Genomic DNA, 23809 nt, shown 5'->3' with positions numbered 1-23809 from the left:
TGCTCGCGTTTTTGCCGGAACTGTCTCGGAACCAAACGGCGCCTTTTTCGAAGGCGCCGTTTTTTATTGGCGGCGAGTTACTTGCTCGCCAGTTGCTGCTTGCTTGATTAACCTGCCGTTCGTTCAGCGCGAATCCCGATGAATATCGTGCGTGACAAAGCCCGCATCGTTATCCGGCATATCGAGCCAATCGGGCTGTGAAAGGGAATGACGAATGTCTTCCAGACCGCTTTGCCAGTGTTCGCGCATGGTCGACAGACCGAACTGGAAGTCCTTGTAGTGCCCTTCGTATTCCTTGTGCCGGTAGATGAGATGCAGCACGTTGTAGCGCTTCGAACACGACAGATCTTCGGCCAGCTTGCACCATGGGTCGTCACGCTGCTCGGACGGCACCCGATCGAGCACCTCGCGCAACACATGCCGGAAACGCTGCGAGCGTTGCAGCATATCGGTCACGAGACGCGTGCGGCTCGAATACTGGATGTCCTTCATGCGCCCCTGAACGTCGGTGATGCTATCCGGCACCGGACCTATCGCGCTCCACAGATCGACCTGGAACGCGAGCGTGTCGCGGCGCGGCGTGGACTGGATCACCTCGTAGAGCGGCGTATTCGACATTAGGCCGCCGTCCCAGTAGTACTGGCCGTCGATTTCCACCGCCGCGAAGCCCGGTGGCAACGCGCCCGACGCCATGAAATGTTCCGGTTTCAGCGTGGTGTGCGTGTTGTCGAAATACGCGAAATTGCCGGTGCCGCAATTGACCGCCCCTACCGACACCCGCATTTCACGCGAATTGATCCGGTCGAAATCGCAGAGCGCCTCGAGCGTCGCTTTTAGCGGCGCGGTGTCGTAGTAGCTCGCGAGTTGCGGCGGTCCGGAGACCGTCGGCAACGGCGGCGGAAAACGCGGAACAAAAAAACCCTTCTGCCCTTCGACGATCGCGCCGATTGCCTGTGTTGCCGTGAAAGCCTTGCGTATGGCGTCGCTCGAATTAAAGAACGCGTGCTCGACAAAGGCGGGCAACGGCAGTCCGAAAGCCGGTTGGCAGATCGTCTCCCAGAATTGCAGCAGGCGTTCAACCCGTTTTTCCGGCGGATTGCCGGCAATGATCGCGGTATTCAACGCGCCGATCGAAATGCCCGCAAGCCAGTTCGGCTCGATGCCGGCTTCGAAAAGCCCCTGATAGACGCCGGCCTGATACGCGCCCAATGCGCCGCCGCCTTGCAGCACCAACGCGACGGTTTCGTAGTTGGGCAATTGAAGCGGCTGCGCAGGCTGGGCGGCGGGCGCCGAGCCTGCTCCTTCGCCATTCCCGTCGCCGGACGCGCTAACGCGCGCCCGTTTGAGATTGCGTTGCGCCACGGGCGCCTCCTTATTGCATGTACCAGCCGTGGCTCACAATAAAGGACTGGCCGGTCAGTGCGGCCGTTGGGAAGGTGGACAGAAACAACACCGTCTGCGCGACGTCTTCCACCGTGGTGAAGATGCCGTCGACCGTGCCACCGAGCATCACGCGCTTGACCACTTCTTCCTCGCTGATGCCAAGTTCCTTGGACTGCTCGGGAATCTGTTTATCGACGAGCGGCGTGCGCACGAAACCCGGACACACCACGTGCGAGCGCACGTTATGCTTCGCGCCTTCCTTGGCCAGGACACGCGAGAGTCCCAGCAGCGCATGCTTGGCCGTCACGTAAGCGGACTTCAGCGGCGACGCTTCGTGCGAATGGACCGAACCCATGTAGATCACGATGCCGCCGCGATCGTCCTTGTACATGTGCTTGAGCGCCGCCTTGGTGGTGAGGAACGCGCCGTCCACGTGGATCGCCTGCATCTTCTTCCAGTCGGAGAAAGAGTAGTTCTCGATGGGATTGACGATCTGGATGCCGGCGTTGGAAATCAGAATGTCGACCGAGCCGAGTTCTGCGGCAACCTTGTCGATGCCCTGGTTGACGGCGTCTTCGTTCGTGACGTCCATTGCCACGCCGATTGCCTTGCCGCCGCCCTTCCTGATTTCCTCAGCGACGGCGTTCGCCCCGTCCTGGTTCAGGTCGGCGATCGCGACCGCCGCACCCGCGGCGGAAAGTGTCAGCGCGATCTGCTTGCCGATGCCGCTTGCAGCGCCGGTAACCACCGCGACCTTGCCATTCAGATTCGTGTTCGGTGAGGACATGCAGAACCTCCATGCAATTGATGAGCAATGAGACCACGGGCCGCGAGCGTCGTGAAGTCAGCCAACCGGCATAGGCCGTTCGGCTGACTGCCGCACCGCGGCCAACGCTGCTATTGTGCATGAAGCGTGTGAAGTCCAGCGGTAAAAAGCACATTCAAACTTTTCTCTTTAGACTGGCTGCTTTCCGCGGGATTCCGGTTGCCTCACCATCAAGGAGACATGCATGAATTATCGACGTCTGGGCCGCTCCGGCCTGCAAGTCAGCGAACTGTCCATCGGCTCGTGGGTCACCTACGGCAACCAGGTCGATCATCGCGCGGCGCGTGAGTCGCTCGCTGCGGCGCGTGACGCGGGAGTCAATTTCTTTGACAACGCCGAGGTGTACGCTGGCGGGAAATCCGAGGAAATCATGGGCCAGGCGCTGAAGGAACTGGCGTGGCCGCGCGTGAGCTATGTGGTGTCGACGAAATTCTTCTGGGGCCTCGCCGAAGCGCCGAACCAGTACCACACGCTGAACCGCAAATATCTGCTGAACGCGATCGACTCGTCGCTCAAACGTCTGCAACTCGACTATGTCGATCTGGTGTTCTGTCATCGTCCCGACCCGAATACGCCGGTCGAGGAAACCGTTTGGGCGATGAGCGACATGATCACGCGCGGCAAGGCGCTGTACTGGGGTACGTCGGAATGGAGCGCCGATGAAATCCGCGCCGCTTATGAAATTGCGGGGCGGCACCATTTGCACAAGCCTGTCATGGAGCAGCCGCAGTACAACCTGTTCCATCGCAAGCGCGTCGAGCAGGAATATAAGCGGCTTTACGAAGATATCGGGCTTGGGCTCACCACATGGAGCCCGCTTGCGTCCGGCCTGCTCACTGGCAAATACCGCGACGGCGTGCCCGCCGACAGCCGCGCGCAATTGCAAGGCTACGACTGGCTGCGCAAGCAGGTCACCGACGCGGGCAAGAACAACGTGGTCGGCAAGCTCGGCGAAGTGGCCGACGACCTGGGCTGCACGGTCGGCCAGTTGGCAATCGCATGGATTCTGAAGAATCCGCATGTCAGCACGGTGATCACGGGCGCGTCGCGGGTTGAGCAGATCGGCGAGAACATGAAATCCGCCGACGTGGCCGAGCAAATCACACCGGAGATCAAGCAGCGTATCGAGGAGATCATCGGCGACGCCCACGACTGAGCAGACTCGCGCCGAACCGTGTGACACGTGTGAGCTCGGGCGCCATCGCGGCCATGCCGCGCGAACTCGCCGCAAGTCGCGATGCGGCGTCGCGTACAATACGCGGTCGCGCGGCACATCAGCCATGCTGCCGCACTGCACCCGCATCGCCGGATCGCTTCAGACCGGCCGCCCTCTTTCAGCGCCTCGTCATCATGCTCAGCTATCGCCACGCCTTTCATGCAGGCAATCACGCCGATGTTCTAAAACACGCCGTCGTCTTGCAACTATTGCGCTACCTTGGCCAGAAGGACAAAGCCTATTGGTATATCGACACGCACGCGGGCGCCGGCGTCTACTCGCTGAAGGAAGGCTACGCGACCAAAACCGGCGAGTTCCAGACCGGCATCGCCAAGCTTTGGGGGCGTAATGATCTGCCGCCGCTATTCGCCGATTACGTCGACGAAGTGAGCGCGCTCAATCCGGACGGCCAGTTGCGCTTCTATCCGGGCTCGCCGTATATCGCCTGGCGGCAGCTACGCGAGCAGGACCGCATGCGTCTCTTCGAATTGCACACCACCGAAATCGACGTGCTGCGCCATAACTTCCGCGACGCGGGTCGCCGCGCAATGCTTTATGCGGGCGATGGCTTCGACGGCATCCTCGCGTTGCTGCCGCCAGCGCCGCGCCGCGCGCTGGTGCTGCTCGATCCGTCGTACGAGGACAAACGCGATTACACCCGCACGCTTCGCTGCCTGGAAGAGAGCCTCAAGCGCTTCCCGACCGGCACGTATGCGGTCTGGTATCCGCAGGTGAGGCGCCAGGAGTCGCAGCGCTTTCCCGATCAGTTGAAAAAGCTGCAGGAACGCAACTGGCTGCATGTGAGCCTGACCGTCAGCAATCCGCCGACAGACGGCTTTGGATTGTTCGGTAGCGGCATGTTCATCCTGAATCCGCCGTATACGCTCGCGAAAACGCTCAAAGACCAGATGCCCTGGCTGGTGAAAGCGCTCGGCGAGGACAACGCAGCGCAGTTCAAGGTGGAATATCGCGGCGATTGAGTTTGCTGCGGATCAGTTGCCGAACGCGGGAATGGACCGCGTGGTTTGAGCGGGTGACGGCCGTGATCGCATTCGCTCAGCAACAAAGCCTAGCGCCGCGGACCGCGCCATGTGACGCTCGCGCGTACGTGCACGCAGTCCCGGCCCATTTCGCGCGCGGCCGCCCGCTTACATGCCATCGCTCCGCTTTACTTGAGTTGCGCCGCTGCCTTACGAGCGAAGTCGTTGGTATACGTCGTATTCAGATCGATCTTCTTCGGATCGAGCCGATTGTCGAACGACGCCAACGCACGCAATGAAGTCGCCGGACCGTCGGCCGGCATCAGGCCGTCCGGCGAATAGGCGTCGCGCACGTTGTGAAAGGCTTCCACATAGAGCGCCGAGTCGTTGAGCAGATACGCCGGGGGCACCATCTTCAGCAGATCCGCGTCGCTCGCGGTCTGCAGCCAGTGGTCCGCGCGCACGATCGCATTTGCGAGCGCCTGCGTCGTCTTCGGATACTTCTGGATGAAATTCTCCGAGGCATAGAGCGTCGCGGCGGGCATAGTTCCGCCGAACACCTCCTGCGTGCCTTTCACCGTGCGCGTATCGACCAGAACCTTGACAGCGCCGCTGCGCGTGAGCTTGGTCATCATCGGATCGACGTTGGAAAGCGCGTCGATCTGGCCGCCGCTCACCGCGGCCAGTACCGTTGCGCCGCTGCCGACGCCAATCGCGGAGATCTCGTTGCGTTGGACGCCTGCCTTGCGCAGCGCCACGGTGAGCACGAGATCGGTGGATGAACCCGGCGCGCTCACCCCGACTTTCGCTCCTTTGAAGTCCGCCAGCGTCTTGATCTGATCGGCCCTTGACTTCAGCACGGCGACGACGATCTGCGGCGCGCGGCCCATCAGAACGAACGCCCGGTAGCGCTGCCCCTTTGCCTGCATGAACAGCGTGTGCTCGAATGCGCCGGCGCCCACGTCGGCGCTGCCGCCCACCACCGCTTCCAGCGCTTTCGATCCGCCGGCGAAATCCTCGAGGGTAACGTCGAGGCCCTCGTCCTTGAAGTAACCCAATTGTTGCGCGGCAAGCACCGGTAAATAGTAGAGACCCGGCAAACCACCGACCGCCATCGTCAGCGTGGGCTTTTCCGGGGTGTCCCGGGCGAGCGAAACGCCGGGTAGCGCCGCAAGCGCAATCAGCGTGGCGAAAGCGCCGATGGTCTGCCACATCCGGTGAGTAGGCATTTGATGTCTCCTTGTTCTGTTTTTCATTCACGCCGTCTGATATGCATGGCCGATGCCCCGGCGCTGGACCGTGCAACGATTGTCGTCGGACGGTTTCGCCCACGCCATGCGCCCAAACCCCAATGGCGCGCGCCGTATGCCAGGCGCACGAGCGGAAGAAGGCAAGCGGTACTCAGCCGGCTGGAGCGAGCCGAGCCGCTCGAAACATCAATGGAATGGAAGCGAACGGCCGAGGTCGCGCGCCAAAGGCGCTTATTGCGAACGAGGCGCCGGGCGGAGTTGCAACTGCGGTGCCACGCCACCACCGACAGGCAATTGGATGTACGGCGCGATAACGAACGGCATCGCCGAATTGGGCGTCAACTCGGTAGGCGTCGCGATAGGCTGCGCCTCGACAATCGGTTGTCGCGAGAGCGGCGCGGTCTGCAATATGGTTCCGCTCTGACCGTCGCTAATGCCGTTTTGCGAGTCGAGGATCACCGGCTTACGTACGCTGCTCGACGCGGCCAAAGCGCTCGACATGGCGAGAGCCGTTGCCAGCGCGGCGGCCACGGCGACAACCAGAAGGGATTTCAGCGAGCGGACAGGATGCATGGGCGGACCGGTGCGGATTTGAGTTGCCGGATTATGCGGAAAACGCTTTACCTTACCGCGGCGTTGGTTATCAGGCTAGAGGATATTCGCCGCGAGTAGCCATACGGCGCCGCCGCCACGAAACGTTGGATTCAGATGTGACAAAGCCCCGTCTGTACGGGGCTCGACACTGTCCTACGATGGCTGCGCAATATGCGCTGCCGGGCCAAACTTGACGCAGTGAAAACTTACAGCGAGTAGCCGTTGGTTTCCAGCGAGCGGATGCGCTGCTCGAGCTGAACGATATCCGACGATGACGCCAGGTAGGCTTCACGACGGCTACGTTCCGCAGTTTCAAACCACGTGCTCAGCTTTTCAACAAGGTATGCAAACATGATGTTCTCCAAGGATCAGATCGAATCCCCGGTGATTTAGCATCAGGGATTTCCCGCTAACGGGTTAACCCGAATTATAGCCTTATGGTGCAACCTGCCTAGTGAAATGCTCGCATGATGTGCATTCCGTTTTGGAATGGTGCACGCCGGTGGTGCTGCTAACTCCTTGATTCTCCATGGATCCAGATCACTTTCGGCGAGCGATCGGCGCAACCGCCAAATTTTATGCACTATTTATGTGCAACCCTTCGGGTGGCACTGCGTTCGGTTCAATTTGCGTTCGATATGCGTGGAATTGCATTAACTGAGATGACAACCTTCTACCGTGGCCACAGTCGCATCGGCAAGTCGCTCGATAATTGGGCAATCGGGGCGTTCGTCGCCGTGGCAATGATTGGCGAGATGTGCCAATGTGTCGCGCATATCGGTCAGTTCGGCGATACGGCGATCAAGCTCCGAGACATGTTCCAGCGCAATAGCCTTCACTTCGGCACTCGCGCGCGAGCGGTCGTGCCACAGCGCCAATAGCCTTCGAATGTCCTCGACCAGAAAGCCGAGCCGGCGCGCCTGGCGGATGAAACGCAGCGAATGAACCTCTTGCGGACCGTAAACGCGATAGCCGGCGCTGGTTCTCGCTTTCGCCGCCAGCAGCCCGACACTTTCGTAGTAGCGAATCATTTTCGCCGTGACGCCTGACGCGCGAGCCGCTTCACCGATGTTCATGATTTGTTACCCCTGTGAGTGCGTCGATCGTACACCTTCCCATGATGGGAAGGCCCGCTACTCAGATACGGGTCGGCAGGCATAATTCAACTATTCAACGTCCCCCATTTTTCCGAGGCGGTTTTCCATGACGATCGAATTTAAGGTAGAAGGCATGAGCTGCCAGCATTGCGTAGTCGCAGTCACGAATGCGATCCGCGCACAGCTCCCGAGCGCGCAGGTAGAGGTCGATCTGGTATCCGGGCGTGTGACGGTCGAATCGGCGCAACCGGTTGACGTTAGCCTGTTGAAGACCGTGGTCGACGAGGTCGGCTATACGGTTACGGGCGTGCCCAGCGGCGCGCCCCACTAAGCGAGTTCGCCCATGTTCAAAATTGCCGTCATTGGCGCTTCCGGGTTGCTAGGCCGCGCTCTCATCGAAGAACTGGCGTCGCAGGCCGGCTGGCACGTCATTGCCACCGCGTTCAGCCGCCCAGGCCCGAACACGGTCGCGCTCGACATTCGCGACGCGCGGGCAGTCGCGGACTTCGTCGAGCGCGAAGCGCCGGACGCGCTCGTGATTGCGGCAGCGGAACGCCGGCCGGATGTGTGCGAGCACGATCCGGCGCTTGCCCGTGCATTGAATGTCGATGCGGTGCGCACCCTGGCTGCGGCAGCGGACCGGCGAGGTGCATGGATCCTGTCGATTTCTACCGATTACGTCTTCGACGGCACTCATCCGCCCTACCAGCATGATTCCACGCCAGCGCCGCTCAATGCGTACGGGCGGAGCAAGCTCGAAGGCGAGCGCGCGCTGGCCGAAACCACCGGTCTCGGCTGTGTGCTGCGTTTACCGCTGCTGTATGGACCGATCGTCAGTTGGGCGGAATCCGCGGTGACGAGTCTCGTGCCGGCGATTGCCGCGTCGACCTTGCCGAACGGCAAGGTCGCCGTCATGGATGCATGGGCGATCCGTTACCCCACGTTCACGCCAGACGTCGCGTTCGTGATCCGGCAGATGCTCGAGCGGCACGCCCGTGGCGAAGCGATCCGCGGCGTCGTGCAGTGGTCGGGCGACGAGCCGATGACCAAGTATGAGATCGCCGTGCGCCTTGCTCAAACACTGCAACTCGATGCGCATCTCACGCCGCAACGCACGCCCGCTGACGCGACGCCGCGTCCGCACAACTGCCACCTGGCCTCGAACCGGCTCGACGCGCTCGGCATAGGCCGCCGCACACCGTTCGATATAGCGATCCGGCAAGTGCTGGCCAGGTTTCCAGGGCGAGACGGAACGGTGCAAGCTTAACGGCAGCGAGAATTACGTGACTGCTTTCGACCGGCTGGACCGAAAATGCCGGTGATATGGGCGCCTGCACCGTCAGTCCCGGACGCCGGACTTTGTCGGCGTGCATTATTTGGTAGCCATTCGCGGCTCACGGCTGTCTGAAGACCCCGTCGTGAGGACTCCGGCACCAGCGAGGCATCCCGTATGTCCTTAACCGGCAGGAGGTGTTGCGCGTTAGTGCAACGATGGTTGGCTGAAGATGGACGGCGTGCCCGTCTTTTGCGGGTCCTCCAATGCGACGCGATTACTTGTTTTGCGGGAGCCGACTCGGCGGAGAGCGTGCCGCTGCAAGTTTACATTACAGCCTCCTATGCACCGCCCAAGTCAATGCGATCGCCCCGAAGCGTATTTGCGCTTCGTCCTCACCTACATTGCCGACCACCCGATCAACGTAAGCGCGTCTTCATTACCGTGTAGATTTACTTGTTGAGTTTGGCTACTTTGGTGCCCACCAAACGAATGGTGGACGCTACAGTGGACAGCCCTCACCAATCCAAACGGTCCAGGCGACCGAATTTCTCGGTCGAGTTCAAGCGGCAGATCGTCGAGGCGACGCTCAAGCCGGGTGCCTCGGCTACGCTCATCGCTCGCGAGCACGACATCAACGCCAATCTGCTGTTCAAATGGCGTCGTCATTGTCTTGCCGGCGATTTCGGCATGCCCGACGCTCAGCGGTCAGAGGCGCCTGCACTCAACTGGCTACCAGTGGCAGTGGCTGAGCCTTCACCGGAAGTGCCGGCATGCCCATCGCGAGACAGCACCAGCATCTACGAGCTCGAGTGTGGCGACGTCCGGCTACGCTTGAGCGCGGACACACCCATCGCGACCCTGATCAAGATTGTGCGGGGCCTTGCCTGATGAGCCTGCTGATGCTGCCGTCCGCCGTTGGCCTGCCGTCCGGATCCCGAGTGTGGCTGGCCGCGGGAGTCACCGATATGCGGGCCGGATTCAACAGTCTCGCGGCCAAGGTGCAGACCGTGCTTGAACGGGATCCGTTCTGCGGGCACGTCTTCGTGTTCCGCGGCAAACGCGGCGACCTGCTCAAAGTGCTGTGGTGGAGCGGCGATGGCATGTGCCTGCTGATGAAGCGACTCGAGAAGGGGCGCTTCGTATGGCCTCAAGCCGACGGTGGCGTTATTTGCCTGAGCCCGGCACAACTATCGATGCTGCTCGAAGGCATCGACTGGCGGCACCCGACGAGAACGGCACAACCGACCTCAGCGTTGTAAACGTCGTTGCTGGCGCGTAAACTATCCGCATGACGCGCGCGAACCCACTTCCCGACGATGTCGAAACGCTGAAGGCCATGCTGCTCAGCCAGGAGGAGGCGCTGCGCGAGCGAGATACGCAAGTGCTCAAACTGCAGGAAACGATCGACTCGCAACAAGCCGCGTTGGCTTCGCGCGCAGCCGAAGTCGAACATCTGAAGCTGCTCATTGCCAGGCTGCGCCGTATGCAGTTCGGTCGCAAGTCCGAGAAGCTTGACCACCAGATCGAACAACTCGAGCTGCGCCTCGAAGAGCTGGGGGCCGACGAGGGTGCCGCGCCGATCGAAATCCCGAAGACGCCACGCAAGGCTGTGGAGCAGACACCGCGCAAGTCACTGCCTGAACATCCGCCGCGCGAGATCCGGATGCACCTGCCTGAATCCGCCGGGAAGTGCACGCAGTGCGGTGGCAAGATGAAGTCGCTGGGCGAAGACGTCGCCGAACAGCTTGAGTATGTGCCGGCAAGCTTCCGTGTTATCCGTCATGTACGTCCGAAGTTTGCGTGCGTGTGTTGCGATCACATCTCCCAGGCGCCTGCACCGGGTCGTCCCATCGAACGCGGTCTCGCCGGCCCGGGGCTACTGGCACACGTACTGGTCTCGAAGTTTGCAGACCACCTGCCGCTTTACCGGCAGTCGGTCATGTATGCACGCGAAGGCGTCGAGCTGGATCGCTCGCTGCTTGCGAAGTGGGTCGGTCAGGCGGCGACGCTGCTGCAGCCGCTCGTTCAAACGCTGCGTCGACACGTGATGTTGGCGACGAAACTGCACGCCGACGACACACCGGTTCCAGTGCTTGCACCGGGCAACGGCAAGACGAAGACCGGTCGCTTGTGGGTGTACGTGCGCGATGACCGTGCATCGGCTGACATGACACCGCCGGCGGTGTGGTTCGCCTATACGCCCGATCGCAAGGGCATCCACCCGCAGCAGCACCTCGCGTCGTTCAACGGTACGCTGCAAGCTGACGCATACGGTGGCTACCAGGCCATCTATGAAACCGGGCGCGTCACGGAGGCGGCTTGCTGGGCACACGCCCGGCGACAGTTCCATGAGCTGCACGCAGCGCGTCCCAATGCGTTGAACACCGAAGCGCTCGAGCGTATCGGCGCGCTTTACAGGATCGAGGAGACGATCAGGGGCAAGCCGCCCGACGAGCGCCGCGCGCATCGCCAGACGCATGCGCTGCCGCTACTCGATCAATTCCACGCGTGGCTCGCAACGACGCTGGAAACGCTCTCGCGCAAATCGGACACGAGTCGGGCGATCCTCTATGCGCTGAACCGGTGGGAAGCGCTCACACGCTATTGTGAGGACGGGCAGTTGGAGATCGACAATCTACTTGTCGAACGCGCGTTGCGCGGGGTGGCCATCGGTCGCCGCAACTATCTGTTCGCTGGAGCAGACTCTGGTGGAGAACGTGCCGCCGCGATCTACAGCCTCATTGGGACCGCAAAACTCAACGGCATCGAACCTCAGGCGTATCTGCGCTACATGCTTGCACGCATCGCCGACCATGCGATCAATCGCATCGACGAACTTGCACCGTGGGTCGTTGCCGCTCAGCTCCGCACCACAGTCTGAAGATCGCGATCTCCAGTCAAGACGTTGCTGGTGCCGCGCTTACTTCCTGGCGGAGTCGGGCTTCGGCTCGGCGACCGGCGAGCAACTCGGTGCGGCGGAGCGCGCGGTGTCGGCGGTGTTCGATATCGGAAGGGAAACCGGCGAATGGGGATTGGATAGCGCAGGGTTCGCGCTTTTTGCCGCAATCGCAACGAATTACGACAAGCTGTTGCACAGCGCGCCTCTTTGGGCGGTCACCGATGCTAGCGAACGACTCGACCGGTTTGCCGCAGGTATGTCGTATCAGACGCCGGTGCGGAAGCGGGCCTGACGGATTGGATCGGTAAGCGTCATTTCGTGGCCGCATGGACAGAGCTGAAGCCAGTGTCCAAAGTGATGTCCGTTACTTCAAGTGGTGGGGACTACTTTGGACGCACGAAATTCGAGACCATCGAACCGCAAGGGGCGACCGAATTACACACCGGAGTACCGACGGCAAGTGGCAGTCGCGGCGAGCGAGCCGGATATCTCGGTGGCCAAGCTTGCGCAGGCGCACGGACTGAATCCCAATATGGTGTTCAAGTGGCGTCGGCAACTGCGGGCGGGCCTGTTTGAAGGGGTGGCGCACGGCACAGCGGTGTTGCTGCCCGTAGCGCTGCCTGATGCAACGGGAGGCGAGAAGACTGAACCGGCGTCGCTGGCACAACAGCCGGTCGAGCCCCATCGCGAGAGCGTGCCGGCGGCGTCGGGCATCGAGATTGAACTGAACGGTGCGCGTGTGCGCGTCACGGGCATGGTCGACCCCGTGCAGTTGCGCCTCGTGCTGCGCTGCCTGATGCCGGCATGATTGCCCCGCCGACCGGTACTCGTGTATGGCTGGCAGCGGGCGTCACCGATATGCGTCGTGGCATGGATGGACTTGCCGCGCTGGTGCAGTCGACACTCGGACGTGATCCCTTCTCTGGCCACATCTTTTTGTTTCGTGGGCGTCGCGGTGACCTCATCAAGATTTTATGGTGGAGCGGCGACGGCATGAACCTGTACGCGAAACGACTTGAGCGCGGACGCTTCGTGTGGCCGCAGGCGGACTCGGGAGCAGTCCATCTGTCTGCCGCCCAACTGTCGATGCTGCTCGAGGGGATTGACTGGCGGCATCCAGAGCGGACGTGGCAGCCGACACACGCGGCGTAACGCAGGGTGCGGGAGCCCACAAGTTCGTGGGCTTCATTTAAACTGGCATGCATGCCAGCCAGCCATCTGCCCGATGACATCGCCGCCCTCAAGCGCATCGTTGCCTCGCGCGACGAGACCATCGCGCAGTTGCTGGCGGAAATCTCGCGACTGAAACGATGGCAGTATGGCCGTTCATCGGAGCGCATGACCGAATTGATGGATCAGCTGCAGCTCGCGCTCGGTGAGCTTCCCGTTCCTGAATCGGCCATGGCCGCAACGACGAAGGCGCCCGATGCCGACGTGACTGCGGATACGCCGGCCACAACGAACGTTGTTCCGCTGCGCCGCAAGCCACGGCACTTCCCCGCTCATCTTCCTCGCGAAACAGTTGTTCATGCACCGACGGAGTGTGGATGCACGGAGTGCGGACAACAAATGCGGGCGCTGGGCGAAGACGTCTCGGAGGTGCTCGACTATGTTCCCGGTTACTTCAAGGTACTGCGTCACGTACGGCCAAAGCTGAGCTGCCCGCGCTGTGCTGCAGTGGTGCAGGAGCCAGCCCCTTCGCGGCCGATAGCGCGCGCAATGGCCGGTGCCGGACTGCTCGCGCAGGTCGTCGTTGCGAAGTACGCTGACCATACGCCGCTCTACCGGCAGGCCGGCATCTATCGACGCGCGGGCATCGAACTGGATCGGGCAACACTGGCTTCGTGGGTGCGTGAAGCAGCTGCGCTGCTGCAACCGCTGTCCGATGCACTTGGTCGTTACGTGCGCGATGCAGACAAGATCCATACCGACGACACGCCCGTACCTGTGCTGGAGCCGGGGCGTGGCAAGACACGCACGGCGCGCCTGTGGACCTATGTGCGCGATGACCGTCCGGCAGGAAGCCGTGCGCCACCAGCAGTCTGGTACAGGTACTCCCCCGACCGCAAAGGCGAGCGACCTCGGGAACATCTGGCGGGCTACGCGGGAGTCCTGCAGGCAGATGCCTTCAGCGGGTATGACGCCCTGTATCGTGACGGCACGGTCATCGAGGCCGGATGCTGGGCGCATGCGCGGCGCAAGTTCTATGACCTGTACAAGCTGGACAGCTCACCGATTGCCGAAGAAGCACTGCGCCGCATTGGAGCACTATATGTTGTTGAACGCGAGGTTCGCGGCCTGGATAGCGTCAAGCAGGACGTCCGGTCGTGTTGCCTCACGGGATGATGTTACTCCCGGGTAGTTGTCACGGACCCGTTGTTTTGCGGTGAAGGCTGGCGCTGCGTAGCGGCGCCAGCCTTCACCGCATCCGCATCCGCATCCGCATGACCAAGTATCCTTGTGACCAGTTCTCTCGCACGGTTCGATCGCCATGCCTTCACACGGCGCTGCAGGGTCCGAAGCTGGGCACTGGAATACATCGCCGGAGCCATCGCGACGAGGCGTTCATGCAGCTTCTTCGCCGTAATCCCGGGCTCGCTCTCAAGCCATTGCTGTATGGTCGGCCACGTATGCTCGAACGGATCTTCACGGCTGCGCCAGGTGTGTGCGACGTGCGCCTTTCGGCGATGCGTCGCTCGAACCTCTCCTTCGTGCCATGCTGTTCCAAGACTCGCCAGGAAGTTAGCGAGGGGGATTTGATCGGCCGTTTGTGTTTCCATCGGCGCCGTACCCGATGCGCTGCATCGTGCGACGCGCTGCTGTGCTTCGCGCATGCGGCGCAATAAGTCCAATGGATCTAGCGCCCGAAACCGCGTACGCAACCTGCGCTTGGTTGACTCGGGTATCGACGCCGATCGCAAGACCCGCTCAAGGGGAGTCAGAGGCGCTTCGTAGCGCTTGGTCACCCGTGCACCATGGCGTGTTTTCGATTTCAGCTTGAATGACGGCTGGAAGAAGTTGATGTACAGCCGCGACACCTCATAGAGGGAAGCGAGGGTTTCGGTAGCATCAAGTCCACGCAACTGGCCATACCCCACGAGGCGGCGCACGATTGAGCCATTCTTCTGCTCAACCCAGGCCTGGTCGTTCTTCTTGTAGGGTCGCGAGCGGGTCAGTTCGATACCCGTCGCTTTGCAGAAATCGAATATGGCCTCGTTCATGAAGGCGCTATCGTTATCGCAATCGATACCGCGCAGCGGAAACGGCAAGGCACGGCTAACGCGCTCGATGTGCTCAAGAACGAATGCACCGCTGCGATAGGGCATGGCCAGGCACTCGGTCCATCCGGTCGCGATGTCTGTCATCACGAAGCTGTGCACGAAGTCGCCGTCGATCTTGGTGCCACCGCAATGCTCGACGAAATCCACCTCGAGATAGCCGGGTAGCGGATCTCTCCAGTCGGCGAACGTGCGGATCGGCACCGCGCGGCGAATTGCGTTGCCGACTCCACCAGCGCGCCGGCGCTGACCGGCGAAGGCCTGTTCGCGGACGTCACGCAGCAGCCGGTCAATGGTCGCGGCGCTGATCTGGTCCATGCGTTGGCGCAGTTGCTTCGATAGGGTCAGGTGACCATGCCGGGTCATCGAGTCGATCAGCGTAGGGATGAGCGCCTTCAGGCGCTTGCCGCAGATCCGGTCGGCGGCTTCCCATAGCGTGATCAGGGCATCCCGCACCTCATCGTCATACCGCCGTTGCGGGCCGGGCCTCGCGCTCGGAGGTTGAGGCTCCCGGCACAGAACGCGGATCGCGTGCTTGCGGTGATAGCCGGTTACCTGAACAAACTCGTCCAGTATCTCGCGCTTCTCATTCCGGTCCGAACGGCGGTACCGCTCACCGACTGCCTCGGTCAATTCCCGTCGTGTTGTCATGCTGAGCTGCCTCGCCATAAGTCGCTCCCGCCAGCATTCTGACGGGTAGCAAATTACATGAGGCAACGACCCTGGCTCGGTAACAAAAAACCTGAGTCAATGCGCCGGACGTAGTCATTGTCGCCGCCCAGCGGCCAGACGCCGGAAGTGCGCCTGTCTGCGCGTCAACAACGATCCGCCCCATTGCTCACTGAGCTGAAGGCCTGGCTTGAACACACGCTGTCCCAGGTCTCGGCGAAGTCGGGACTGGCGAAGGCGATCAGATACTCGCTGGGGCACTGGCACGCACTCACACGCTATTGCGAAGACGGACGCGTCGAGGTGGACAACAATACGGCGGAGCGCGCGATCAGGCCGCTGGTCCTCGGCAGGCGCAACTATCTGTTCGCAGGCTCCGACGGCGGTGGTGAAAGCGCGGCAGTGATCTACAGTCTGATCGGTACGGCGCGCCTGAACGGCATCGAGCCGTTTGCGTACCTGCGCACGGTGTTTGAGCGCATCGCCAATCATCCCATCAATCGCATCGACGAGTTGCTGCCGTGGCACCTGATGCCGGCTGCACACATCGAGCAGCAAGCCGCCTGACAATCAAGCCGATGGTCCAACCCCGCAAACCTGCCGTGCGCCTGGTCAAGGCGCCAGTGCCCGATTACGTACTGCGCGCTGAGCTGAAGTACATTAAGCCGGCGATCTGGCGACGAATCATCGTTCCCGGCTCGATCCGGCTGGACAAGCTGCATGTCGTGCTGCAACTGGCCATGGGCTGGGAAGGCGGGCACCTGCACGAGTTCGTCTTCGGCGAAACCAACTATGGTGAACCTGATGACTTCGGATTCCAGAGCAATCCACCGATGCTCAATGAAGCACGGGTCACGCTGGCGAAGGCGCTGGGCGGGCTGAAATCATTCACCTATATCTACGACTACGGTGACAACTGGCAGCATCGGATCAAGGTCGAGAAGGCGCTGGTGCCTGATCCAGACATGAGCCGGCCGCTATGCCTAGACGGGCAGAATGCGTGTCCGCCGGAAGACGTCGGTGGAGTGCCAGGATATGCCGACTTCCTCGAAGCGATCACCGATCCGACGCACGAGGAGCACGACCACTTCCTCGAGTGGTGTGGCGGCAGCTTCGATCCCGCCGCCTTCGATCTCGTGCTCGCGAATCAGCGGCTCTCAGAGGTCAAGTTCTGATCGTCAAGACGGCCTCAGATTGACGCTTACTTGGATCGCGCAGGCGGCGAGGGAAAGCTTTCCGATTTCTCCGGGAGTTACCGGCTGTGAGGATGGACGTATTTCGCGCGGTAGCAAACCGTTCCTTGGTGGTGCGGTTACTAGTCTCTGATGGCTTGCTTTCGATGGCGCGTAAACGCACAAACCCCACCGGTGTGGGGTGGGGTCTGTGTTTCTGCATGGGAGCCTGACGATTACCTACTTTCACACGGGCAATCCGCACTATCATCGGCGTGGAGTCGTTTCACGGTCCTGTTCGGGATGGGAAGGGGTGGTACCGACTCGCTATGGTCATCAGGCATGACTTGTTGTCAGGTTGACGCGGGGGTCAACACGACCAATCTGGAAGAAGTAGTGTCTGGTGCATCGCACCAGGGGCAATGGGGTGGTGAGTGTATCGGGCACAACGCGGATCTCAACCGTGCGGGGCGGCGCGGGGAGGCGCCACCGGAAACACACTGGTTATAGGATCAAGCCTTACGGGCAATTAGTATCAGTTAGCTCAACGCATTACTGCGCTTACACACCTGACCTATCAACGTCCTGGTCTTGAACGACCCTTCAAGGGGCTCGAAGCCCCGGGGATATCTCATCTTAAGGCGAGTTTCCCGCTTAGATGCTTTCAGCGGTTATCTCTTCCGAACATAGCTACCCGGCGATGCCACTGGCGTGACAACCGGTACACCAGAGGTTCGTCCACTCCGGTCCTCTCGTACTAGGAGCAGCCCCCTTCAAATATCCAGCGCCCACGGCAGATAGGGACCAAACTGTCTCACGACGTTTTAAACCCAGCTCACGTACCTCTTTAAATGGCGAACAGCCATACCCTTGGGACCGGCTACAGCCCCAGGATGAGATGAGCCGACATCGAGGTGCCAAACACCGCCGTCGATATGAACTCTTGGGCGGTATCAGCCTGTTATCCCCAGAGTACCTTTTATCCGTTGAGCGATGGCCCTTCCATACAGAACCACCGGATCACTATGACCTGCTTTCGCACCTGCTCGACTTGTCGGTCTCGCAGTCAAGCACGCTTATGCCATTGCACTATCAGCACGATTTCCGACCGTACCTAGCGTACCTTCGTACTCCTCCGTTACACTTTGGGAGGAGACCGCCCCAGTCAAACTGCCTACCATGCACTGTCCCCGGTCCGGATTCACGGACCAGGGTTAGAACCTCAAACAGATCAGGGTGGTATTTCAAGGATGGCTCCACGCAAACTGGCGTTCACGCTTCAAAGCCTCCCACCTATCCTACACAGACCGGTTCAAAGTCCAATGCAAAGCTACAGTAAAGGTTCATGGGGTCTTTCCGTCTAGCCGCGGGGAGATTGCATCATCACAAACACTTCAACTTCGCTGAGTCTCGGGAGGAGACAGTGTGGCCATCGTTACGCCATTCGTGCAGGTCGGAACTTACCCGACAAGGAATTTCGCTACCTTAGGACCGTTATAGTTACGGCCGCCGTTTACCGGGACTTCAATCAGGAGCTTGCACCCCATCATTTAATCTTCCGGCACCGGGCAGGCGTCACACCCTATACGTCCACTTTCGTGTTTGCAGAGTGCTGTGTTTTTATTAAACAGTCGCAGCCACCAGTTTATTGCAACCCCTTCACCCTTTGCGCGCAGGCGCATCAAGCTACAGGGGCGTACCTTATCCCGAAGTTACGGTACCAATTTGCCGAGTTCCTTCTCCCGAGTTCTCTCAAGCGCCTTAGAATACTCATCTCGCCCACCTGTGTCGGTTTGCGGTACGGTCTTGTTGAACTGAAGCTTAGAGGCTTTTCCTGGAACCACTTCCGATTGCTTCGTCACCGAAGTGACTGGCCTCACACCCTTGAATTACGCGCCCGGATTTGCCAAAGCGCCTTCTCCAATGCAAGGACCGGGACTTCCAACACCCGGACAACCTTCCGCGATCCGTCCCCCCATCGCATTCAACAATGGTGCAGGAATATTAACCTGCTTCCCATCAGCTACGCATTTCTGCCTCGCCTTAGGGGCCGACTCACCCTACGCCGATGAACGTTGCGTAGGAAACCTTGGGCTTACGGCGAGGGGGCCTTTCACCCCCTTTATCGCTACTCATGTCAGCATTCGCACTTCCGATACCTCCAGCACACTTTCCAGTGCACCTTCGCAGGCTTACGGAACGCTCTCCTACCATGCATATAAATATGCATCCGCAGCTTCGGTATATTGCTTAGCCCCGTTACATCTTCCGCGCAGGACGACTCGATCAGTGAGCTATTACGCTTTCTTTAAAGGATGGCTGCTTCTAAGCCAACCTCCTGACTGTTTTAGCCTTCCCACTTCGTTTCCCACTTAGCAATATTTGGGGACCTTAGCTGGCGGTCTGGGTTGTTTCCCTCTTGACACCGGACGTTAGCACCCGATGTCTGTCTCCCGTGATTGCACTCTTCGGTATTCGGAGTTTGCTATGGCGTAGTAATCCGCAATGGACCCCACAACCATGACAGTGCTCTACCCCCGAAGGTGATACACGAGGCACTACCTAAATAGTTTTCGGAGAGAACCAGCTATTTCCAGGTTTGTTTAGCCTTTCACCCCTATCCACAGCTCATCCCCTAACTTTTCAACGTTAGTGGGTTCGGACCTCCAGTACGTGTTACCGCACCTTCATCCTGGCCATGGATAGATCACCTGGTTTCGGGTCTACACCCAGCGACTGAATCGCCCTGTTCGGACTCGCTTTCGCTACGCCTGCCCTAATCGGTTAAGCTTGCCACTGAATGTAAGTCGCTGACCCATTATACAAAAGGTACGCCGTCACCCCTTGCGAGGCTCCGACTGTTTGTATGCATGCGGTTTCAGGATCTGTTTCACTCCCCTCCCGGGGTTCTTTTCGCCTTTCCCTCACGGTACTGGTTCACTATCGGTCGATCACGAGTATTTAGCCTTGGAGGATGGTCCCCCCATCTTCAGACAGGATTTCACGTGTCCCGCCCTACTTGTCGTACACCTAGTTCTTCCTCGCTGTTTTCGTCTACAGGGCTATCACCTGCTATGGCCGCACTTTCCAGAGCGTTCGACTAACAATGAAGATAAAGAGTACAGGCTGCTCCCATTTCGCTCGCCACTACTCTGGGAATCTCGGTTGATTTCTTTTCCTGCGGTTACTTAGATGTTTCAGTTCACCGCGTTCGCTTCACGTAGCCTATGTATTCAGCTACGGATACTCCATAAGGAGTGGGTTTCCCCATTCGGATATCGGTGGATCAAAGCTCGTTTGCCAGCTCCCCACCGCTTTTCGCAGGCTACCGCGTCCTTCATCGCCTGTGATCGCCAAGGCATCCACCACATGCACTTGTTCGCTTGACCCTATAACGAGTGTGTCTCCCGGTCCTTGCGGATCCGTTGAGCTCGCTACAGGTTGAGTATTCGTGTTGCGCCGTATTCCAGGGCAATCTTCCGATTCCCCTTTCATACATTGATACAATCACAACCCTGATTCACCTACTCGGACACCCATCTCGAGGTACCCTTTCGTGAATCTCTTTACTACTTCTTCCTGATTGTTAAAGAACGACAGCCGATATCGCAGTTGCCATAACCGCGTATCACTCTGACTGGCTCAATCGCCAATGCAAAACGCTCTGTGCCGCACACAGAACACTGCGCATTGAGGATTGGTGGAGGATGACGGGATCGAACCGACGACCCCCTGCTTGCAAAGCAGGTGCTCTCCCAGCTGAGCTAATCCCCCGGGTTCATGCAGATGCGCCAGAGGGGTTGCATTCAGCACACCAGACAAGACAATGGTGGGTCTGGATGGGTTCGAACCATCGACCCCCGCCTTATCAAGACGGTGCTCTAACCAGCTGAGCTACAGACCCCTGAGTCTGCCTGATTTCACAGCCGATAAGCGTGAGCGCTCAACACTTGGACGCGTTAGCTCGAGAAAGGAGGTGATCCAGCCGCACCTTCCGATACGGCTACCTTGTTACGACTTCACCCCAGTCATGAATCCTACCGTGGTGACCGTCCTCCTTGCGGTTAGACTAGCCACTTCTGGTAAAACCCACTCCCATGGTGTGACGGGCGGTGTGTACAAGACCCGGGAACGTATTCACCGCGGCATGCTGATCCGCGATTACTAGCGATTCCAGCTTCACGCACTCGAGTTGCAGAGTGCGATCCGGACTACGATCGGTTTTCTGGGATTGGCTCCACCTCGCGGCTTGGCGACCCTCTGTTCCGACCATTGTATGACGTGTGAAGCCCTACCCATAAGGGCCATGAGGACTTGACGTCATCCCCACCTTCCTCCGGTTTGTCACCGGCAGTCTCCCTGGAGTGCTCTTGCGTAGCAACTAGGGACAAGGGTTGCGCTCGTTGCGGGACTTAACCCAACATCTCACGACACGAGCTGACGACAGCCATGCAGCACCTGTGTTACGGCTCCCTTTCGGGCACTCCCACCTCTCGGCAGGATTCCGTACATGTCAAGGGTAGGTAAGGTTTTTCGCGTTGCATCGAATTAATCCACATCATCCACCGCTTGTGCGGGTCCCCGTCAATTCCTTTGAGTTTTAATCTTGCGACCGTACTCCCCAGGCGGTCAACTTCACGCGTTAGCTACGTTACCAAGCCAATGAAGGCCCGACAACTAGTTGACATCGTTTAGGGCGTGGACTACCAGGGTATCTAATCCTGTTTGCTCCCCACGCTTTCGTGCATGAGCGTCAGTATTGGCCCAGGGGGCTGCCTTCGCCATCGGTATTCCTCCACATCTCTACGCATTTCACTGCTACACGTGGAATTCTACCCCCCTCTGCCATACTCTAGCCCGCCAGTCACAAATGCAGTTCCCAGGTTAAGCCCGGGGATTTCACATCTGTCTTAGCGGACCGCCTGCGCACGCTTTACGCCCAGTAATTCCGATTAACGCTTGCACCCTACGTATTACCGCGGCTGCTGGCACGTAGTTAGCCGGTGCTTATTCTTCCGGTACCGTCATCCCCCCGCCGTATTAGGGCTGAGGTTTTCTTTCCGGACAAAAGTGCTTTACAACCCGAAGGCCTTCTTCACACACGCGGCATTGCTGGATCAGGCTTGCGCCCATTGTCCAAAATTCCCCACTGCTGCCTCCCGTAGGAGTCTGGGCCGTGTCTCAGTCCCAGTGTGGCTGGTCGTCCTCTCAGACCAGCTACAGATCGTCGCCTTGGTAGGCCTTTACCCCACCAACTAGCTAATCTGCCATCGGCCGCCCCTGTAGCGCGAGGTCCCGAAGGAGCCCCCGCTTTCCTCCGCAGAGCGTATGCGGTATTAATCCGGCTTTCGCCGGGCTATCCCCCACTACAGGACACGTTCCGATGTATTACTCACCCGTTCGCCACTCGCCACCAGGGTTGCCCCCGTGCTGCCGTTCGACTTGCATGTGTAAGGCATGCCGCCAGCGTTCAATCTGAGCCAGGATCAAACTCTTCAGTTCAATGCCTGTTACTGTTTTTCGGTTGTTTTACCAACCGGTCGCTCACTCAACGTACTGACGAATGATCATCCTGTCTTTCAACAGGAAAACCTTCCTTTCATTACTGTGTGAGACTTGATACTTTCGCTTCCGGCAGACTCCGAAGAGTCCACCGCGCGCCGCGCACCAAGCGCCCACACTTATCGGCTGTTAGTTTTTAAAGATCGGTTACGCATTCACCACCGTCACGACGCCCACTTCAACCACCCGGCACCGCTTCGTTCTGCGTCGCTGCATCTGCAGCAGAGAAATGAGATTATGGAGAACTTCCGTCACGCCGTCAACAGGTTTTTCCAACTTTCTAACCCGTCCGACCTGCCGCAAACCCCCGCCATTGCTGGCTCTCCCGCTTCCCGCGCCCCGCTGTCCGGGGCACGAAAGAGCGAGATTCTAGCGACCCCGAACGGGCCTTGCAAGCGTTATCTGGAATTTCTTCAAGGCGCCTTTTCTATGCGGCCCGCCTCCTCTGCAACCGGTGCTTTTAAATCTGACGTCAAAGGCCGTGCAACCTGTGCGCCGATCGTCCAATCGTGCAGGACGGTATATGCGACCGCCAGCAAGGTCGGGCCGATGAAAACGCCGAGAAAGCCGAAAGCGAACGCCCCGCCAAGGATGCCGAGCATCACAAGGATCAGCGGCATATCGCTGTTCTTGCCAATCAGGATCGGCTTGATGACATTGTCGGACATGCCGACGACCAGCACGCCCCAAACGACCAGAAAGATCGCCCACCCCGTGGCGCCGCCGTGATACAGCCAGATCGCCGCAGGCAACCACACGACCACCGGGCCGCCCGGTATCACCGACAGGAAAAATGTTGCCAGGCCAAGCAGCGCCGGGGCCGGCACGCCGGCAATCCAGCAACCGAATCCAGCCAGAACCCCTTGCACGAGTGCGGTGCCGAGAATCCCATAGACCACGCCTTTCACTGTGCTGCCAGCGAGCGCCAGCAGATAATCGGCACGCTCGCCGGCGATACGCTGCATGCCGGCATTCAGCCAGGCCGCCGCGCCCTCTCCTCCGGTATAAAAGAAGAAAGCGAGCACGATACTCAGCGCCAACAGCCCCAACCCGTGCGTGACAGCAATCGCGGCCGCCAGGATCCATTTGCCGGCCGGCGCCGCCAGGGTACGCAATTGCGCGATCAGTTCCGAATTGCTACTTGTCAGGCGCTCCCAGAAGGTCTCGAGGCTCGAACCGACCACGGGGATTCGGCCCACCCATGGCGGCAAATCCGGCAAGCCGGCTTCAAAGAGCCGTTGCACCAGCGCGACGATGTCATGAACATGCGCGCCGAATGCAAAGCCCGCATAAACGAACGGCCCCAGCACAACGACCAGAATGATCAGCACGATCAACGTGGCGGCCCACCTGCGCCGCCCGCCGACCGCCACGGTCAGCCGCCGGTATAAGCCCCAGGAGCTATAACTGAGGATGGCGCCCCACAGCAGCGCGGTGGTAAAAGGCGCCAGCACCAGGAGCGAGCCGCCCACCAGAATGATGAGCGCGAAGACAGCGGCGAGACGCTCGATCAGTTGGTCCGATTTCACAATGAACACCTCCGGTTGTGCCAGACCACGGCGACGAATGAACATGCGCCTTGTCAGGCGCCCGCTAAAGCGTGCCAG

General features: G+C 59.8%; 18 protein-coding genes, 2 tRNA genes, 3 rRNA genes and 3 pseudogenes. 13 read left to right on the top strand and 13 right to left on the bottom strand.

Going from position 1 to position 23809, the window contains the following annotated elements:
* Nucleotides 1-123: 123 nt before the first annotated feature.
* On the bottom strand, nucleotides 124-1362 hold the full coding sequence (locus tag ACOCG7_RS17600; protein ID WP_114162151.1) for a DUF3734 domain-containing protein: 1239 nt from the start codon (nucleotides 1360-1362) through the stop codon (nucleotides 124-126).
* Nucleotides 1363-1372: 10 nt separating this feature from the next.
* Nucleotides 1373-2170, bottom strand: a complete 798-nt coding sequence (locus ACOCG7_RS17595; protein ID WP_073431419.1) for a 3-hydroxybutyrate dehydrogenase — start codon at nucleotides 2168-2170, stop codon at nucleotides 1373-1375.
* A 223-nt stretch (nucleotides 2171-2393) separates the two neighbouring features.
* Between ACOCG7_RS17595 and ACOCG7_RS17590 the strand changes: the two genes are divergently transcribed.
* Both ACOCG7_RS17590 and ACOCG7_RS17585 read left to right on the top strand, forming a co-directional pair.
* Nucleotides 2394-3365: a potassium channel beta subunit family protein gene (locus tag ACOCG7_RS17590; RefSeq protein WP_114162150.1), complete on the top strand. Its 972-nt coding sequence runs from the start codon at nucleotides 2394-2396 to the stop codon at nucleotides 3363-3365.
* 194 nt (nucleotides 3366-3559) lie between these two features.
* Nucleotides 3560-4405, top strand: a complete 846-nt coding sequence (locus ACOCG7_RS17585; RefSeq protein ID WP_083085537.1) for a 23S rRNA (adenine(2030)-N(6))-methyltransferase RlmJ — start codon at nucleotides 3560-3562, stop codon at nucleotides 4403-4405.
* A gap of 188 nt (nucleotides 4406-4593) precedes the next feature.
* Here the strand turns inward: ACOCG7_RS17585 and ACOCG7_RS17580 are convergent, their stop codons facing one another.
* The 4 genes from ACOCG7_RS17580 to cueR all read right to left on the bottom strand — a co-directional run bounded on the left by ACOCG7_RS17580 (nucleotide 4594) and on the right by cueR (nucleotide 7325).
* Entirely contained in the window at nucleotides 4594-5634 is a 1041-nt protein-coding gene (locus ACOCG7_RS17580) for an ABC transporter substrate-binding protein (RefSeq protein WP_073431417.1), read from the bottom strand.
* Nucleotides 5635-5886: 252 nt separating this feature from the next.
* Nucleotides 5887-6228, bottom strand: a complete 342-nt coding sequence (locus tag ACOCG7_RS17575) for a hypothetical protein (RefSeq protein ID WP_084561481.1) — start codon at nucleotides 6226-6228, stop codon at nucleotides 5887-5889.
* Nucleotides 6229-6455: 227 nt separating this feature from the next.
* A complete protein-coding gene (locus ACOCG7_RS17570) occupies nucleotides 6456-6602 on the bottom strand; it encodes a DUF3563 family protein (protein ID WP_083085136.1) in 147 nt (48 codons plus the stop codon).
* Between the two features lie 300 nt (nucleotides 6603-6902).
* Nucleotides 6903-7325, bottom strand: coding sequence for a Cu(I)-responsive transcriptional regulator (cueR, locus tag ACOCG7_RS17565; protein ID WP_114162149.1), 423 nt, complete (start codon nucleotides 7323-7325; stop codon nucleotides 6903-6905).
* 127 nt (nucleotides 7326-7452) lie between these two features.
* Between cueR and ACOCG7_RS17560 the strand changes: the two genes are divergently transcribed.
* The 9 genes and pseudogenes from ACOCG7_RS17560 to tnpC (ACOCG7_RS17520) form a co-directional block, all read left to right on the top strand.
* Nucleotides 7453-7677, top strand: a complete 225-nt coding sequence (locus tag ACOCG7_RS17560) for a heavy-metal-associated domain-containing protein (protein ID WP_114162148.1) — start codon at nucleotides 7453-7455, stop codon at nucleotides 7675-7677.
* Nucleotides 7678-7689: 12 nt separating this feature from the next.
* Complete coding sequence (locus ACOCG7_RS17555) at nucleotides 7690-8613, top strand: dTDP-4-dehydrorhamnose reductase family protein (protein ID WP_114162147.1); 924 nt, start codon at nucleotides 7690-7692, stop codon at nucleotides 8611-8613.
* 513 nt (nucleotides 8614-9126) lie between these two features.
* Nucleotides 9127-9510 carry an IS66-like element accessory protein TnpA gene (tnpA, locus tag ACOCG7_RS17550; RefSeq protein ID WP_244219977.1) on the top strand — a complete coding sequence of 128 codons (384 nt, stop codon included), beginning with the start codon at nucleotides 9127-9129 and terminating at the stop codon, nucleotides 9508-9510.
* Nucleotides 9510-9881 (top strand): IS66 family insertion sequence element accessory protein TnpB, encoded by a 372-nt coding sequence (gene tnpB / locus ACOCG7_RS17545; RefSeq protein WP_347143172.1) that lies wholly within the window; start codon nucleotides 9510-9512, stop codon nucleotides 9879-9881. The genes tnpA (ACOCG7_RS17550) and tnpB (ACOCG7_RS17545) overlap by 1 nt, the downstream gene beginning before the upstream one ends.
* Nucleotides 9882-9910: 29 nt before the next feature.
* Nucleotides 9911-11503 (top strand): IS66 family transposase, encoded by a 1593-nt coding sequence (tnpC, locus tag ACOCG7_RS17540; protein WP_347143173.1) that lies wholly within the window; start codon nucleotides 9911-9913, stop codon nucleotides 11501-11503.
* A 43-nt stretch (nucleotides 11504-11546) separates the two neighbouring features.
* Nucleotides 11547-11813 (top strand): annotated as a pseudogene (locus tag ACOCG7_RS17535) (hypothetical protein); the annotation flags it as partial.
* A gap of 81 nt (nucleotides 11814-11894) precedes the next feature.
* The gene (gene tnpA / locus ACOCG7_RS17530; protein ID WP_114162144.1) at nucleotides 11895-12329 is read left to right on the top strand and encodes an IS66-like element accessory protein TnpA; all 435 of its coding nucleotides are present in this window, start codon (nucleotides 11895-11897) and stop codon (nucleotides 12327-12329) included.
* Nucleotides 12326-12673 carry an IS66 family insertion sequence element accessory protein TnpB gene (tnpB, locus tag ACOCG7_RS17525; RefSeq protein ID WP_114162143.1) on the top strand — a complete coding sequence of 116 codons (348 nt, stop codon included), beginning with the start codon at nucleotides 12326-12328 and terminating at the stop codon, nucleotides 12671-12673. The genes tnpA (ACOCG7_RS17530) and tnpB (ACOCG7_RS17525) overlap by 4 nt, the downstream gene beginning before the upstream one ends.
* A gap of 51 nt (nucleotides 12674-12724) precedes the next feature.
* Nucleotides 12725-13819, top strand: a pseudogene (tnpC, locus tag ACOCG7_RS17520) (IS66 family transposase); the annotation flags it as partial.
* A gap of 50 nt (nucleotides 13820-13869) precedes the next feature.
* Here the strand turns inward: tnpC (ACOCG7_RS17520) and ACOCG7_RS17515 are convergent.
* On the bottom strand, nucleotides 13870-15468 hold the full coding sequence (locus tag ACOCG7_RS17515) for an integrase catalytic domain-containing protein (protein ID WP_114162142.1): 1599 nt from the start codon (nucleotides 15466-15468) through the stop codon (nucleotides 13870-13872).
* A gap of 114 nt (nucleotides 15469-15582) precedes the next feature.
* Here ACOCG7_RS17515 and ACOCG7_RS17510 point away from each other — a divergent pair.
* Together ACOCG7_RS17510 and ACOCG7_RS17505 are read left to right on the top strand one after the other, a co-directional pair.
* Nucleotides 15583-16035: pseudogene (locus tag ACOCG7_RS17510) on the top strand (IS66 family transposase); the annotation flags it as partial.
* A gap of 11 nt (nucleotides 16036-16046) precedes the next feature.
* Complete coding sequence (locus ACOCG7_RS17505; RefSeq protein ID WP_073430804.1) at nucleotides 16047-16643, top strand: plasmid pRiA4b ORF-3 family protein; 597 nt, start codon at nucleotides 16047-16049, stop codon at nucleotides 16641-16643.
* Between the two features lie 224 nt (nucleotides 16644-16867).
* Here the strand turns inward: ACOCG7_RS17505 and rrf are convergent.
* From rrf to ACOCG7_RS17475, 6 genes are all read right to left on the bottom strand, one after another.
* Nucleotides 16868-16981: ribosomal RNA gene (gene rrf, locus ACOCG7_RS17500) — 5S ribosomal RNA — on the bottom strand.
* 167 nt (nucleotides 16982-17148) lie between these two features.
* Nucleotides 17149-20029: ribosomal RNA gene (locus tag ACOCG7_RS17495) — 23S ribosomal RNA — on the bottom strand.
* Nucleotides 20030-20338: 309 nt separating this feature from the next.
* Nucleotides 20339-20414: transfer RNA gene (locus tag ACOCG7_RS17490), tRNA-Ala, on the bottom strand.
* Between the two features lie 53 nt (nucleotides 20415-20467).
* Nucleotides 20468-20544 (bottom strand) — tRNA-Ile (locus ACOCG7_RS17485).
* A gap of 65 nt (nucleotides 20545-20609) precedes the next feature.
* A 16S ribosomal RNA gene (locus ACOCG7_RS17480) occupies nucleotides 20610-22142 on the bottom strand.
* The 16S, 23S and 5S rRNA genes sit together here with 2 tRNA genes alongside, the layout of an rRNA operon.
* A gap of 473 nt (nucleotides 22143-22615) precedes the next feature.
* Entirely contained in the window at nucleotides 22616-23731 is a 1116-nt protein-coding gene (locus tag ACOCG7_RS17475) for an AI-2E family transporter (protein WP_114163445.1), read from the bottom strand.
* Between the last annotated feature and the right edge of the window lie 78 nt (nucleotides 23732-23809).

It is taken from the genome of Paraburkholderia sp. DD10 (assembly GCF_049177125.1).
Lineage (GTDB): Bacteria > Pseudomonadota > Gammaproteobacteria > Burkholderiales > Burkholderiaceae > Paraburkholderia > Paraburkholderia terricola.
Note: the sequence above shows the minus strand (reverse complement) of the source record. Positions and strands in the feature narration are given on the sequence as shown.